Consider the following 17,127-nt stretch of genomic DNA (forward strand, 5'->3'; position numbering starts at 1 on the left):
TTAAAGCTCCATTAGAAAGCATTCCCTCTGCTGCATTATACTTATAAACTAGATTACTTCCTGTTGGCACTGTTGGTGGATTCACTGGTTCTGTTGGTGGTGTTACTGTGCCGGATACTAAGGTTAAAGTTACTTCTCCAAGACTTGGACCATAGTTTATTCCATCTCCATGGAACTTAATAGTGTTTATTCCACTATTTAAATTTACTGCCACAGTAAAGGTCTTAGCATCTCCTATGGACCATCCATTAGTTGGTGTTGGAGTGTAAACTTCTCCTGTGTTTGTTCCATTTATATCTATCTTTAAGTTTCTATTAGCATCTGCCCCTATATACTTCACTGCTAAATTATACTTTCCTGCAGCTGCTACATTTACAGTTAAGGTAGTTGCACCATCACTTGGTCCTCCTATCCATCCTGCCACATTTACTCCTCCAGCATCCTCTATTAAAGCTCCATTAGAAAGCATTCCCTCTGCTGCATTATACTTATAAACTGGATTACTTCCTGTTGGCACTGTTGGTGGATTCACTATTCCTGAAATTAAACCTACTGAAAATTCACCCAATTCAGGTGCATAACTAATTCTATTTCCCTTAAATTTAATAATATTATTACCCATATTTAAATTTATAGGTTGTGGTAAAGTAAATAATCCATTAGCTAAAGAAGGGGTTTTATAAATAGTACCTGTACTAATATTATTTATTTCTAGCTCAAATTCTCTTCCCCCATTATAATAATTTATTCCTATGTTATATTTAGCAGTAGATTCTACATTAACATTTATTGTTGATGTCCCATCACTAGGTCCACCTATATAAATTACCTTATTTCCATCTATATTTAGCTTTGCTCCGCCTGTTAAAAAACCATCAGCTAAATTATAAGTTCCTTTTGGTAAAGTTAATAAAATTGGTTTAAAATTTACTGTAAATAAATCTGGACCAATATTTTTTCCATCTCCATGAAATTTAATTGTATTATTTCCTTTATTTAAAGGAATAGTTACAGTAACAACTGTAGTATTAAAATTAATAGATGCTACATTAAAATTATTAATATTATAATTAATACCAGTATTTATTCCATTAATATCTATTGCTAAAGGCTTATTAGCCCCTAATACTGTAATACTTAAAGAATATCTTCCTGTATTTTGTGCAATATAATTTATAATTACTGATCCATTTAATACTCCACCTATATTAGTTACTGCTCCTGTTGAAATTACCTTAGCTCCATTTTGAATTAACCCTTGTGCTAAATTTGTAGTAGTAGGTATTTGCATTTGTATGTTTGATATAGGTATTAATCTATTAGAATATTGAATTCCTAAAGGAGTTATATAAAAATACACCTTATTTAAATCAATATTTCCAAAACCTAATGATAAACTTGAAGATCCATTTATTACAGATCCTAAAAGATTTAATTTAAGTTCTGATTCTTTGTGTACAATTTTAAAGTAATATCCATAATCAAAGTTTAATCCATTTAAAATAGAATATACCTTATATGAATTTTCATTTCCATTAATTGAAACTTCTTTCATTTTAACACTATTGTTATCATATAAGATAATATTAAAATATAATGTATTTCCCCAATTTATATTTACTATTTCATCCGTTGAATTAACAATAAGTTTTTTATTATTTGTATCAAATCCTATAGTTACTTTTAAATTATTAGAGTCACCTAAAAAATTAAACATTGTATTTGTTAATGGATTTGTTGTCCTTAAAGTATTACTAGGTATAGTACTGGTAGAATTTAAATCTACTAATTGTGATTGATTTGATTTAACAATGTAATTTCCTATTGGCACATTAATAAATGTATAAATACCTAACGAATTTGTTGTATTAAATGCTACAGGTGTAAGCATATTATTTTTATCAACACTATATAAAATAACATCTGCCTTAATTACTGGATTATTAAAATCATTGGTTACTATACCAGAAACAATTCCATTTGATGCATTAGGATTAATATTTAAAAATTTTTTTAACATTGTTATATGTCCACTTTGTACATTTGTTAATACTTGTAATGGAATATATCCCAAAGCTGAAAGTCTAATACTATAATTACTAATAGGTAATTCAGTAAATATAAATGCTCCAGTATTATCTGTATAAGTTATTGCTATTAACTTATTTCCGTCATTAATATTGTACAAAAATATAACAGCACCAGCTATGGCTTTAGAGTTAATATTATCGTATAATTCTCCACTTATTACTCCTAGATTAGCATTAGGATCATTATACATTATAAAATTTATATTTTTATTTTCTCCACTTAAAAGAGAAAAAGTAGAAGCTTGTGCTACTAATTTTCCTGGAAAAGTTACTTCTATATTATAACTTGAACTATAAGATATTATATTTATAAAATATATTCCTTTATTATCAGTAGTAACATGAGTTAATGGTTTAAAATCACTACTCATTAATTTAACTATCGCACCAGCTATAGGTGTGTTATTTAAATCTTTTACAACACCAGATATTTTCGCTCCAATATTAGTTTTACTAGTATTATTAGTTAGCTTTACATCTAATTTTAAATCTAATTCTGATTCTGTAATTTTTACTATTGTTGATTGTCCTAAATTGTACTTCTCACGTTTTATTTGCATGCATAAGCCCCCCCCTGTTTACCAATATTTAAATTAATTATAAAACTCTTAAAACTTTTATTTTATATGTTTTTACAATCTTATAATCCATAATTTTTCTTATTTATTCTCTATTATTGTATTCTATTACTTTTATTTTGTGATTTAGTTTAAATTAAAGTTAATAACTAATATAATAATTATAGTATTAAATAAATTTCTTTATTGAATATACTATAAAAAAAGGACTGTGCACTAATTATTTAATGCAACAGCCCTTTAATCTTTATTAAAAATTCTATACTGAAGAAATTTTAATGATACCTAAATAAGGTGCTAGGTCAGTACCATCTCCATGAAATTTAATTTTATTATCTCCTTTATTTAGTCCAACTGTAATAGTCATAGTTAATGCTGAAGAAATCTCCCAATTTCTAGTATTAGGAAAAATATAAACTAATCCACTATTTACACCATTTACATCATACAACAAAGGTCTATCTGTATCTCCTGATAGATATTGAACAGTCACTTTATATGAAGCATCCTTGTCTACAGTTACATTTACTGTAACTGATTCATCTGTTACTCCTCCTAAATTACTAACAAAACCTGTTTTAGAATCTACTTTTGCTCCATTACTTAAAACTCCTAAAGCAGTATTATAATTTCCTGCTGGAAGTGTACTCGTTGGAACTGTGCTAGTTGGTATTGTGTTCGTTGGAACTGTACTAGTTGGTATTGTACTCGTTGGAACTGTGCTAGTTGGTATTGTTGTAGGTGCTGTTAAATCTGAAATAAATCTAAGACTAAAAGGACCTAAATTTGGAGCATAATTTTTTCCATCTCCATAAAATTTTATAATATTAGCTCCTAAATTTAAACTTATCTCAAAACTAAAAATTTTAGATTCATATATAGTTGTACCTAAAGTCATTGGTGGTTCATAAATTGTACCTGTGTTTATTCCATTAATATCTACTTTAAAAGTTCTATCCTTTTCTGGAGAAATATACTTGATGAATAAATTATATATACCTTCTTTAGAAATATTTATTGCTACTGTAGCAGCGCCATTATTCTCTCCTCCTAAAGAAGATACAAATTTATTTGAATCAACTAGTGCTCCATTTTCCAATATTCCAGAAGCAGTATTATAATTTAAAGTCGTTTTTATTGCAGTTGAGCCAACTGTAAAAGTTCCTAAATCTGGAGCATACTGAGTTCCATTACCATGAAATTTAAGTGTGTTATCTCCTGCATTAAGAAGAACAGGAATAGTAAAAGTTAAACTTTGAGAAAGATACCACATTGGAGTAATAGGCGGTGTATATACATTATTGTCTGCTTTTCCATTTACATCTATTTTTATTGATCTAATTTCTGATGTTATATATTTAAATGCTATATCATATACACCTATACTACTGACATTTACTGTAACAAGACTATATCCATCTCTAAAGCCACCTAACCAACCTACAAAATTATTATTTAAAATTTTTGCACCATTTTCTAATGTTCCCGAAGCTACATTATATAGTTTTTTTTCTGAAAATTCCAAAGATGCTAAAACCACTGTAACAATACCTATACTAGGAGCATATTCTATTCCATTTCCATGGAATTTTATTGTATTACCTCCTATTTCTAAATCAATAGGAACTATGAAAATTTTAGCTGAATCAATGCTCCACCCATTAGTCTTAGGAGGCATATATACCTCTCCAGTATTAATTCCATTTATATCAATTTTTAAAGGTCTAGCTTTATCAGCAGCTATATATTGTATTATTAAACTATATTCTCCTTTAAATTTTGCATTTACACTTATAATTGTTGAACCATCAGTAAATCCTCCTATCCAACCTGCAAAATTAGTACCCTCATCAAGTTTAGCCCCATTTAAAAGAATACCTTCACCTGCATAATAACTACCTTCTGGTAATTTAGTTGATGTAGATTCTGCTATTAAAGGACTAACTATAATTAAACCTAATGTAGGTGCATAATCTACACCATTACCATGAAATTTTATTGTATTATCTCCTTCATTTAGATTAAGAACTAAAGAAAATACTGCTGCTCCAGTAGCAAACCATGAAGAAGATACAGGTGGATAATATATCTCTTCAAAATCGCTTTCATTAATAGTTATTTTCATAGGTCTTTCTTCTGCTGATATATATTGTATATCAAAATTATATAATCCTTGTTTTACAGCAGTAACGACTATTGTTACCGATCCATCATTAGGTCCTCCTACCCAACCTGCAAAATTAAACTCTCCTTCTAATTGAGCTCCATTTTCTAAAATTCCATTAGCTGCATTATAGGTTACTATATTATTGTTTGGCATATCTTGTGTAACTGTAACTAATCCTATACTTGGTGCATAGTCTATCCCATTTCCATGGAACATTATTGTATTATCTCCTGATTTTAAAGTAGTTAAAACAGAAAATGTTTTTGCATCCTCTTCTAACCATCCTGTAGTCATAGGTGGTGTATAAATAGTTCCTGTGTTTACTCCATTTATATCAATTTTTAAAGGTCTATTAATATCTGCTCCAATGTATTTAAATGCTATATTATAATCGCCTTCTTCTTCAATAGTTATAGTAATAGTTACAGCACCATCATTAGGGCCTCCAAGCCAACCTGCAAAATTAATTCCATCATCTACTCTAGCTCCATTTGAAAAAATCCCCTGTGCAGCTTCATATGCATCTTGTGAAAAAATTAATGAAGTCATTGGTGGATTTAGCATTAATGTGAAATCTCCTAAATCTGGGGCATAGTTATTTGCCATTCCATAAAATCTAATTGTATTATTACCAGAATTTAAATTAATAACTGTACTAAAAGTACCTGTATACTCTCCTAATATAGGATAGCTATCTATATATTCTCCATTAATATCAATATTTAATATTCTGTCACTATTTCTATATTTTATTGTTAAAGTATAACTTCCACTATCGGAGACATTAACTGGAACACTAATTTCTCCCTTGTTAGGACCACCTATATAAGTCATATAGTTTGATTCTTCATTAAAATTAGCTCCTTTTTCAACTATTCCTGATTTAATCTCAAAATTAATTACAGGCGCATCTGTATTTACTATAGAATTAGGTAATGTGGATGTGGTAGGTACTGTAAAATTATTAAATATTGTAATCTTACCTAAATCTGGTGCATAGTTTGCTCCATCTCCATGAAACTTAATATTATTAATTCCTTCATTAAGTGTTACAATTACATTAAATGTGCCTGTATTAGGACCAGTGACAAAATAAGTTGTTCCTGTATTAATACCATTAATATCTATTTTCATATAGCGCTGGCTATTTCTATAATCAATAGCTAACATATATTCTGATGATTTTGGCATATTAACATATATAGTTGATGAGCCATCAGAAACTCCACCAATATATCCTACTAAATTTGTTCCATTATCAAATATAGCACCATTTTCTAATGTTCCCTGAGCTATATCATAATCAAAAGTTGTTTCCATACTTTGACTAGTTGTTATCATTTCAAGAGTAAAAGCCCCTAAATCTGGTGCAAAATTGACACCATCTCCATAAAATTTAATTGTATTAACTCCTTCATTTAATTTAATAACAGTATTAAATACTCCAATATTTTCACCTGTTACTGAATAAACTGTGCCAGTATTAATTTTATTAATATCTATTTTCATAGGTCTATTACTGTTTCTATAATTTACAGATAATATATAACTTCCTGCCTGTTGAATATTAACTTCAACTGTTGAAGCTCCATCTTGAACTCCACCTATAAATACAACTAAATTAGCTTTATTATCTATTAGGGCTCCCTGTGATAAATCTCCATCAACAACATGATAGTTATAGGTAGTTAACATCTTAATTAAAGTTACAGATCCTTCACCAAAGCTTGGACCATACTCATTTCCATTTCCATGAAATTTTATTGTATTTTCTCCATAATTTAATTTTATAGGCAATGAAAATGTTAAAGCATTGTTTATATCTAATCCATCAGTCTTAGGTGGAATATATATTGAACCAGTACTTACCCCATTAACTTCTAATTTAAAGGGGATATTTTCATCAACCCCTATATATTTTACCGCTAGATCATATATTCCCCAACTATCAGTAATTAAATTTACTGTTACTGAGCCATCTGTTATGCCACCTATACCACTTACAAAATTGTTTTCAGCATCTAATTTTGCTCCATTAAATAAAGTTTCATTAGCCATATTAAAATATATAGGTAAATTAGAAAGAGGTTTTGAAGGCAGTGTAGAAGTATTATTTGGAATAGTAGGACTAGTTATACTTACTAAATCAGACTTATTAGATTTGATAAGATACGTTCCCTCTAATACATTAATAAATGTATATAATCCTATTGAATTAGTCTTAGTAAATGCCACTGGTGTAAGCTCATTATTGCTTTCTACTTTATATAAAATAACATCTGCATTTGGTATTCCTAATTTATTTGCATCTAAAATTTTACCTGATATAACTCCATTTTTCGTATCAGGATTTACTGATAATTTATTGGTTATATAAGATATTTTAGAACTTTGTACATTAACAACCATTTCACTTGAAAGATATCCAAGAGCTGATATTCCTATAATATATTGTCCTACTGAAAGTTCACTAAATGCAAATACTCCTAAAGAATCAGTATAGGTTATTGCTATTAATGTTTTTTTATTATTTATAATTCCATATAAAGAAACTATAGCACCCTCTACAGGTCTTTTATCTGTTCCTACTAAATCAAATATATTACCACTTATAGCTCCTAAAGTTATATTAATATCATCATATAACTTAAAATCAATAACAGTACTTTGTCCACTCGAAAGTGAAAATGGTTCAATATGTGTTAATAATTTTCCCGGAAATGTTGCTGCCATATTATAAATAATACTATTTGGAATCATAGGAATTAAATATTTACCATTCATATCAGTTGCAGCATGTGCTAAAGGCTCAAAATTACTACTCATAAGTTTAACTATAGCACCTTTAATAGGATTATTTTGCATGTCAGTAACTATACCTGAAATTGTAGAACCAATATTAGGTTGAGTTATTTTTGGAATAAGATTAACATCTGTTTTTATATCTTGCATACTTCCTGTAACTCTTATAATTGAGGATTGACTTAAATTATATTTTTCCTGTTTTATTTGCATAAATAAGATCCTCCCATATTAAATTTTAATATTTATTCTATATCATAATATTCTGTTAACTGTTTTTTGTGCTTAACAATAAAATAGAATGTCTATTATAAATAATTTTTCAAAAAAATATATCCATATTAAATAATACATTTTCTTACTTTATTAAAAGTTAGTTTAACAATAAAAAACTTTATTAATAATATAAATAAAGTTCCTACATAAACAATAGCTAGACTATGTGTTATATTGTAGAAACTTTATTAAACCTTATATAATTAAAGTTTATTTCTTTGTTATTGAAATACTTTGTGAATTTAATCCTGGAGAAGATACTGTTAATGTTATATTACCAGAATACTCATTAGATTTAATAATAGCTAAAGCTTTTCCATTAAAGGCTTTTCTTTTAATATCTTTATATCGCTCTACACTTATTGCATTTCCATTATCTACTCCCACTAAGGTTCCACCATTTACTACAAAATCTATAGTATTATCTGCAGTAGGAACTATAACTCCTTTAGAATCTATAATATATACAGAAATAAACACTAATGATTTGCCATTGGCTACTATACTATTTTTATCTGCTACTAATTTTAATCCATACGGAGTTCCAGCTGTTATTACTATATCTTCTGCTATTATAATTCCATTCTTCTTAGCTATAGCTCTAAGAGTACCAGGCTTAAACAACACAGTCCAAGTTAAATGCAATTTACCATTTGCTGTTTCTAAATAATTCATTCCATAATTAGTTGTTTTATTTTCAAATTTCCTTTCTCCTAAAGAATTATCATTTAAAAACAATTCTACCGTATCTACATTTGAATATGCCCAAACTTCTATGCTTTCTCCTTCTGTCCAATTCCAATGAGGCAATAAATGAACCATTGGCGTATCAGTCCATTGACTTTGGTATAAATAATATATATCCTTTTCAAAACCGGCAGTATCAACAATTCCAAAATATGAACTTTTAGCTGGATATGACTTATAAAATGGTGTCGGTTCTCCTATATAATCAAATCCTGTCCATATAAACTGACCTGCTACAAATTGTCTATCACGATCTTTCTTTAATGAATCTTCAGCACTTCTTCCCCAAGAAACTATTGAATTATCATAAGATGAAACCTGTAGGTTATCCCAATCAATTACATTAGAGTTATTAGGATCAAGATATATTCCCCTACTTCTTACAGCTGATGATGTTTCTGAGCCAAATATTTTTCTATTTGGATATTTATTATGATGAGAATCATAATAATTTTCAGCATAATTATAACCTGCCAAATCCAATAAATTCCAAACATTATTAGAAAAATTAGATGTTGGTTTATTTTCACCTATAGTTACTGGTCTTGTATTATCTATTTCTTTTACCCAGGAAATTAAATCTTTTGCTATACTAACCCCTTCACTTTTATCTGTATCATAAATTTCATTACCTATAGACCAAATTATTACACTTGGACTATTCTTATCTTTATTTATCATAGTTTGTAAAACTTTTTTTGCATATTTGCTAAAAAATCGTGAATAATCATAAGTTTTTTTAGATAACTTCCAACAATCGAAGGCTTCTTCCTTTACTAAAATACCTTCATCTTCACATAATTCTATAAACATTTGAGATCTTGGGTTGTGACTAGTTCTTATTGCATTAATACCCATATTTTTTAATTTTCTTATTTGTCTTAATGTTGCATCATAGTTTTCTGCTACTCCTAAAGCACCACTATCATCATGCATACAAACACCTTTTATTTTTGTATATTTTCCATTTAAAGAAAATCCCTTATTGGCATCAAAATTAAAATATCTAAATCCAAATCTTGTTTTATATTTATTTAATACTATACCATCAACTATTATATCTATAATAACTTTATATACATTACCTAAATATATATCCCAAAGTACTGGATTTTCTATATAAAAATCATAATTAACTTTATTTAGTCCTCCAGTAATATTTTCTATCTTTTCATAACTTTTTATCAAACTGTTATTTGGTGAATATATACTTAATTTTATTGTAGTAGCTTGTTCAGTCATTTTATCATTTTGAATATTAAGTTTAATATTAACATTAACTGCTTTATTATTTTTTAAATCTTCTTCTAAAGTTGGTGTGGTAATTAATGTTCCATATTTTTCTATATAAATGTAGTCTAAAAGTGTTAAACTTACTTTTCTATAAATTCCACTACCTGAATACCATCTGCAACTTGGTTGTTTATTAGTAACTTGTACTGCTATAATATTAACGCTATCATTAAAATTTAATTTGTCTGTTATATCAAATGAAAAAGGGCAAAATCCATTTTCATTTTCTCCTGCAATTATTCCATTTACATAGATTTTACTTTCCATATAAACGCCTTCAAAATTTAATAAAACCTTTTTATTTTTTATTTTCTCATTTAAAATTAAAATTTTTCTATACCATGCAATTCCTCCATCTAAATATCCACCTTCATGAGTTGCTAATGAATCTTTATTAAAATCTAATTCTATACTCCAATCATGAGGTATATCTATGTCCCTCCAAGCAAAATCATCAAAATTAACTTTTTCATTTCCTTGAATATTACCTAGATTAAATTTCCAATCATCTGATATATCTATATCAATTTCTGGTAAATTATCTTTAATTACAGGAACCAAAGTAATTAATCTTAATTCCGGAGAATTATTTATTCCATCACCATAAAACTTTATTATATTATTGCCTAAGTTTAAATTAATATTAAAACTTAAAATTTTACAATCAGAAATATTCCAAGAATTTGTTTTTTCTACTGTATAAATTTTATCTATACTTATATTATTAATATCTACTTTTAAAGTTCTATTATCTTCAGCGGATAAATATTGTATCCTACAATTATATAATCCACTTTCTAAAACATTTATATTTAAAGTAACAGATCCATTTTGTATTCCTCCAATATAACTTACAAAATTAGTGTTAGCATTTATTTTAGCACCATTATTTAATATACCTTTTGACAAATCATAAATATTATTTTTATTTTTTGAAATTAATCTTAAATTTATTTTGCCTAAACTTGGTCCATAATTTATTCCATCACCATGAAATTTAATTATATTATTTCCTTTCATCAATTTTATAAATATATTAAACATTTTTGAATCTTCTAAATTCCATCCATTTGTTTGCATAGGATTATATATTTTACCTGTATTACTTCCATTAATATCAATTTTAAGATTTCTATTATTTTCTGCTCCTAAATATTCTATTTCCAAATTATAAGTACCATCATCTGGAACATCTACATTTATGATTGTTTCTCCATCTTTTGGACCACCTATCCAACCAGCAAAATTTGTTCCTGAATCTGGTTTAGCACCATTACTTAGTTTTCCATTAACTGCATTATACCTATAAACTGGTATAGTTGTATTTAAAATTATATCAGTATTTGACGGAATAGTATAACTAGGTATTGTATTATTAGCTGATGCAATTAATTCTAATGTTGCTGTACTTAAATTTGGACCATAACTTTCTCCATCTCCATAAAACTTAATAGTATTAGCACCCTTATTTAAATTTATTATAATAGTAAATCTTTTAGCATATTCTATAGTACATCCATTAGTTAGTGCCAAATTATAAACAGAACCTATACTTTTTCCATTAACATCTACCTTCAATTTTCTAGTTATATCTACCGCAATATAATGTATTATTAAGTTATAATTTCCTGCAACAGATACATTTACCGTTGTAGTAATAGCACCGTTACTTGGTCCACCTATTCCCCCTACTACCTTATATCCTGCTACATCTTTTATTACCGCACCATTAGAAAGTACTCCATTTACTAAATTATAATCATAAGAAAAATTTGTTGCATTTGGTAAAGTGTTACTTTGAGCCATTGACATTGATGAATTATTTAAACTCAAAATTTCAAATTTATTTGATTTTACAATATATTTTCCAATAGGTACATTAAAAAATGTATAAATACCTGATGTATTAGTGCTTGTAAATGCTACTGGTACTAAACTATTATCTAAATCTACCTTATATAGTATTACGTTTGCAGTATAAACTCCCAAATTATTATCATCTGTAATTATTCCTGAAATAATAGCATTTGCTCCTATTCCATCATCTACTAAGTAAGCTTTTATAGCAGAAATTTTTCCACTTTCTAGTACTATTTTTGTTTTATAATAAACATATCCTAAAGCTGATATTAAAACTTCATAAGTACTTGCTTGTAATTCTCCTAATAAAAATTCTCCCTCTGAATTTGTATAAGTTATAGCTATTAGCTTTGAATCCCTATATAAGAATACTACTGCTCCTGATATAGTTGTATTAAAACTATCATTTTTCAAAACTTTCCCACTTATTATTCCTAAAACACTATTAAAATCATCTTCTAAAGTAAAATTAACATTTTTTATTTCATTATTTAAAATATTTAAATTATGCATTTTACTTATTGATTTTCCTGTTGCAACAACAATAATATTATAACTTAAACTTTTAGGAATATTTTCAATCATATATTTACCATTTAAGTCTGTATAAACATGTACTAAAGGTTGTAATTTTTCATCCATTAATTTAATTATTGCATTTTTAACTGGTTTATTATTTGAATCTAAAACATTCCCATAAATCATTGCGCCAATAAGAATATCTTTATTATTTAAACTAATTTTCAAATCCAATTTTAATTCCATTTGTTCAGAAATAACATTTGTTATTGTCGATTCTCCTAAGCTATATTTATCTCGCTTAATTAGCATAAAATATCTCCTCCTTAACTTTTATATTTTACATTATAATATTCATATTAATTTAATTTGTTAATTTATAATTTATATATTTTCACTTTATAACCTTATTTTGATTTTTAATTACTTAATAAAATCACAAAATACACTTTTTGGAATAATATAATTCATATAAAATTATTTATTAATGGAGGATACTTTATGCAAATAAAACAGGATAAGTATAGTTTAGGTCAATCAGATAATATTACAATTTCAGGGAAAGGAGAAGATGTTCGATTAGACGTTAAACTTAATTTAAGTGTAGCTAAACCTCCTATTGGTGCATCTATTTCAGGAACTATCATAGATTCTCAGGGTAATCCCCTAGAAGGTGCTGTAATTAAATTAATGGATAAAGATTTAAAATCAATTTCACATACAGTTACCGATACTCAAGGAAATTATATGATTAATAATATACAAGGAAATACAGTCTATACTTTAGTGGCTATTGCTGCTGGAAAACTTTTAAATGAAACTGAAAGTTTTACTATTAATACTAATGAAAGTAAAAATATAGATTTTACATTAATAAATGACCCTAATATTATATTAGGAGCTATAAGTGGAAGTTTAACAGAAAATATTTCTTCAGAACCATTAGCTGGTTCTATTGTTTCCTTGTATAGCTTAATTAATGAAAATCCAACTTTAATTGCTATGACTTATACTGATAATACTGGCAGCTTTATTTTTAGTGAAGTTTCTCCTGGAGATTATAATATAACTTTTACTTCACTTGGCTTTATTCCTACTAAACAAATTATTAAAGTAAGTGCTAATAAAATATCTTCAGTAAATGTTTCTTTATCTAATGATCCACTTTCATCTAATGGAATTGTATCCGGAATAATCACAGATACATTCAACAAAAAAATTGCGGGAGCAGATGTTTTACTTTATAAAGTAGATGAAGAAAATGGCTTAATACCTGTAGCTTTTACTTCCACAAGTTCATCTGGTATTTATACCTTTATTAATGTACCTCAAGGAACATATTTAGTGAAATCAAATCAATCTCAATTAATAACTGTTGCTAATTCTTAATTATAAAATCTTTAATAAAAGGTATTTATAGATTTTAAATAACTATAATTCATAAAAAAATCCCTGTAAGATAAATAAGTTTATATATATCTTACAGGGATTTTAAGTAATAATTTTTATTTTTTTATTCATATTATTATACTAAACCCATATGAACATTTTTATACTCTGGGAATATTATACAATATAAATAATTTAATATTTAAGGAGTAAATTTATCTATGAAAATAAAAAGTGATAAATATTCTTTAGGAAAATCTTCAACATTAACTATTTCAGAAAAAGGTGAAGAAATTGAATTAAATGTAGCTCTTGAACGAAATACTAAAAGTTCTGATTTTAATATAGGAGCTTCTATCTCTGGGAAAGTTCAAAGCACTGAAAATTTACCTTTAGAAAATGCCGTTGTTAAGTTAATGGATGAAAACTTAAAAGCTTTAACTCATACTATTACTGATTCTGAAGGAAATTATTTATTAAGCAATATTCCTAAAAGTAATCTTTATATTTTAGCTGCTATATATACTGGAAAGCTTATAAATGAAACTGAACCTTTCTCCCTTCCATTAGTTGAAAGTAAAACAATAGATTTTATATTACAAGATGATCCTAACTCTAAACTAGGAGCAATTAGTGGTACTTTAACAACTATTGATTTTTCACAACCAATCTTTGGTTCTGTAATTTCACTATATAATTTAGTAAACTCTAAATTAAACTTAGTATCAATAACATATACAGACTCTTCTGGTTCCTTTATATTTAGTGAACTAACTCCTGGAGAATACACTATTACAACTTCTGCATTAGGATATATGCCATCAAAATCTGATATTACTATAACCAGTAATAAAATTTCTATATTAAATATATCTTTATCAAATGATTCTACTAGTTCAAGCAGTATAATATCTGGTGTTATTCTAGATTCAAATAATAAGTTTATTCCAAATGCAGATGTTATACTATATAGTATTGATTTACAAAACAATTTAACTCCTATAGCCTTTACTACGGCAAACTCTCATGGTATTTATTCATTTATAAATGTTCCAAAAGGAACATTCCTCGTTAAATCTAAACAATCTCAATTAATAACTATAACTTCTCCACCTCAATCTCCATCTACACAATCTTTACCTAGTTTTGATGTTCCATTTAACAGTAATCCTTCAACTCCTTCATTGTCTCCTAATATAAACGATAATTTACTTATAGATAGTTTCATCTTATCTGAAGAAGAAACTTTATATTATAAATCTCTTAATATAGCTGATGGATTATTATCTAATAAAGCTAGTATAGATTCATTCACTGGATTTACTAAAAATATAGGTGGTCCAACTGATGGTAAATCTAGTATCTCTATAGATATTCCTAATACCACTAATTATATGTTATCTATTTCTTATTTATCAGGAGATAAAACAAGATCATTAAAAATTGACATCAATGGAATTTCTAGCAATTCAATATATTATTTCCCTAAAACTAAAGATTGGTCAATTTCTAGTGTTTCTACTGTTACAGTACCATTATTTTTACTAAAAGGAAAAAATACTTTAACTTTTCATGGAGATAATATAAACTTTTCTCCAAATTTGGGACAATGTATTATAACTGAAACATTAGATGTAGGTTTTATTGATGCTAAAGAAGGATTATTATTAAATAGTGCAATATTAAATGAAAATACAAATTTCATAGATAATATAGGAGGCCCTAGTGATGGTTCTGCAACATTTAAGGTTAATTCACCATATTTTGATACCTACTTATTGGCTATAGAATATTTGTCAGGAGATCAAGATAGACCTTTAAAAATAGAAATTAATGGTAAGGGTTTAGGTACAATATATACTGTACCAAAAACAATTGATTGGGACTTTATAAATACATCTATATTTACTTTACCAATTTCATTAAATGAAGGATATAATATAATAACACTCCATGGAGATACTATAAATTATGGTCCTTCTATTAGTAATATTAAAATTTCAAAAATCAAATATTCTAATATAATTGAACCATCACAATATACTCTATCAGGCAATGCAACTATAAAAAATGGTTCTATAATTGGTTTAGGCGGAGTTATTCCAGCTTCTGTTTCTTTTAAAGCTAATGTACCTAAAACAGGACTATATAATCTTAAGCTTTCTTATAAATCATTAAAAGATAATAGTATAAAAATTTCAGTTAATAATGTTGAAAAAAATGAAATCTATAATTTAAATTCTTCTAATTTAAATTATATTCATATAAAACTTAATCTAAATATTGGAGAAAATTTAATAAAAGTTTATTCTTAATATATTATAAAAGACTATCACAAAACTAATTTTTCTTTATTAGTTTTGTAATAGTCTTTTTAGTTAAATAAATTATTCTTCTATGTTTATTATTTCATCTTGCTTAGACATAATTTTATAATTGCCTTCTGGAATATTTGTAAATAAGTACATTCCTTTTTCATTGCTTTTAGTAAAAGCTATTGGTTTTAAAGAATTTTCTTTATTTATACTGTATAAAACTACATTAGTATTACCTAAAGGATTATCATTATAGTCAGTTATAATACCTGAAATAGATCCCTTCTTCATGTCTTTTTCTAATTGCAAATTTATTTTATATTCAATTACATTATTTATTTTATTTTCTACTTTTTTATTTACTATCTTATTCAAATATCCTGATGCAGTTACAGATATAATATACTCTCCATCCATAACATCTGTAAATATATATTGTCCATTTTCATTAGTATAAGTTACATCTATTAGTTTTTCATTATAATTTTCATCTAGTTTACTTAAAGTTATAATAGCGCTTTTTATTACATTTTCCATATTATCATCATCTATTATAGATCCCGCTATTATGCTATATTCTTTTGTGATATCATCTTCTAATATAAAATTTATTATTTTTACTTCATCTAAAATACCTTCAAAACTATTTCCATAATATATTTTTTTATTATTTGCTTTTACTAATATATTATATTTTGAATTCATAGGAATATTATTTAACAAATATTTCCCTTCTTCATTAGTAAAACCATGATATACTGGATTATTTTCTTCATCCATTATTTGTACAAAAGCATTTTCTATAGGATTTCCATTTAAATCATCAACCTCTCCAGCTACAATAATTGATCTATAATTAGATGCTGTTAATTCTATTGCTTCACTCCAAAACTTCAAAATTTCTTTAGCTGGTATTTTAGTTAATGAAAAATTATTTGATTTAAGTTTCATTATATTCCCTCCTTTTTTAATTTTTTACTATATACTACTCTAAATATAGTAATTTAGTTCTAAAGAATTTAATTTTAATTAATTAACTTTATATTTTTTTACTTTAAGAACATGATTATATTGTTAAGAATAATATATAT

At 26.5% G+C, this 17,127-nt stretch carries 6 protein-coding genes; 2 read left to right on the forward strand and 4 right to left on the reverse strand.

Annotated features, from left to right (window positions below):
* The 3 genes from GBZ86_RS05405 to GBZ86_RS05415 all read right to left on the reverse strand — a co-directional run.
* Positions 1-2,650, reverse strand: a 2,650-nt coding sequence (locus GBZ86_RS05405; RefSeq protein WP_152888506.1) for a carboxypeptidase regulatory-like domain-containing protein, incomplete at its 3' end; no start/stop codon positions are given.
* Positions 2,651-2,927: 277 nt separating this feature from the next.
* On the reverse strand, positions 2,928-7,850 hold the full coding sequence (locus GBZ86_RS05410; RefSeq protein ID WP_152888507.1) for a carboxypeptidase regulatory-like domain-containing protein: 4,923 nt from the start codon (positions 7,848-7,850) through the stop codon (positions 2,928-2,930).
* A gap of 273 nt (positions 7,851-8,123) precedes the next feature.
* Positions 8,124-12,644, reverse strand: a complete 4,521-nt coding sequence (locus tag GBZ86_RS05415; protein WP_152888509.1) for a glycoside hydrolase family 2 TIM barrel-domain containing protein — start codon at positions 12,642-12,644, stop codon at positions 8,124-8,126.
* 189 nt (positions 12,645-12,833) lie between these two features.
* Between GBZ86_RS05415 and GBZ86_RS05420 the strand changes: the two genes are divergently transcribed.
* The gene (locus GBZ86_RS05420; protein ID WP_152888511.1) at positions 12,834-13,721 is read left to right on the forward strand and encodes an MSCRAMM family protein; all 888 of its coding nucleotides are present in this window, start codon (positions 12,834-12,836) and stop codon (positions 13,719-13,721) included.
* A 221-nt stretch (positions 13,722-13,942) separates the two neighbouring features.
* Positions 13,943-16,036, forward strand: coding sequence for a carboxypeptidase regulatory-like domain-containing protein (locus GBZ86_RS05425; RefSeq protein ID WP_152888513.1), 2,094 nt, complete (start codon positions 13,943-13,945; stop codon positions 16,034-16,036).
* A gap of 72 nt (positions 16,037-16,108) precedes the next feature.
* Here the strand turns inward: GBZ86_RS05425 and GBZ86_RS05430 are convergent, their stop codons facing one another.
* Positions 16,109-16,987 (reverse strand): MSCRAMM family protein, encoded by an 879-nt coding sequence (locus tag GBZ86_RS05430; RefSeq protein ID WP_152888515.1) that lies wholly within the window; start codon positions 16,985-16,987, stop codon positions 16,109-16,111.
* Positions 16,988-17,127 lie beyond the last annotated feature (140 nt).

The organism is Clostridium tarantellae (assembly GCF_009295725.1).
Classification (GTDB): Bacteria; Bacillota; Clostridia; order Clostridiales; family Clostridiaceae; genus Sarcina; species Sarcina tarantellae.

Bases quoted from the DNA above. Each gene is read 5' to 3' on its own strand.
- GBZ86_RS05425 (WP_152888513.1), top strand. From the start codon at position 13,943: ATGAAAATAAAAAGTGATAAATATTCTTTAGGAAAATCTTCAACATTA.
- GBZ86_RS05430 (WP_152888515.1), bottom strand. From the start codon at position 16,987: ATGAAACTTAAATCAAATAATTTTTCATTAACTAAAATACCAGCTAAA.
- GBZ86_RS05415 (WP_152888509.1), bottom strand. From the start codon at position 12,644: ATGCTAATTAAGCGAGATAAATATAGCTTAGGAGAATCGACAATAACA.
- GBZ86_RS05410 (WP_152888507.1), bottom strand. From the start codon at position 7,850: ATGCAAATAAAACAGGAAAAATATAATTTAAGTCAATCCTCAATTATA.
- GBZ86_RS05420 (WP_152888511.1), top strand. From the start codon at position 12,834: ATGCAAATAAAACAGGATAAGTATAGTTTAGGTCAATCAGATAATATT.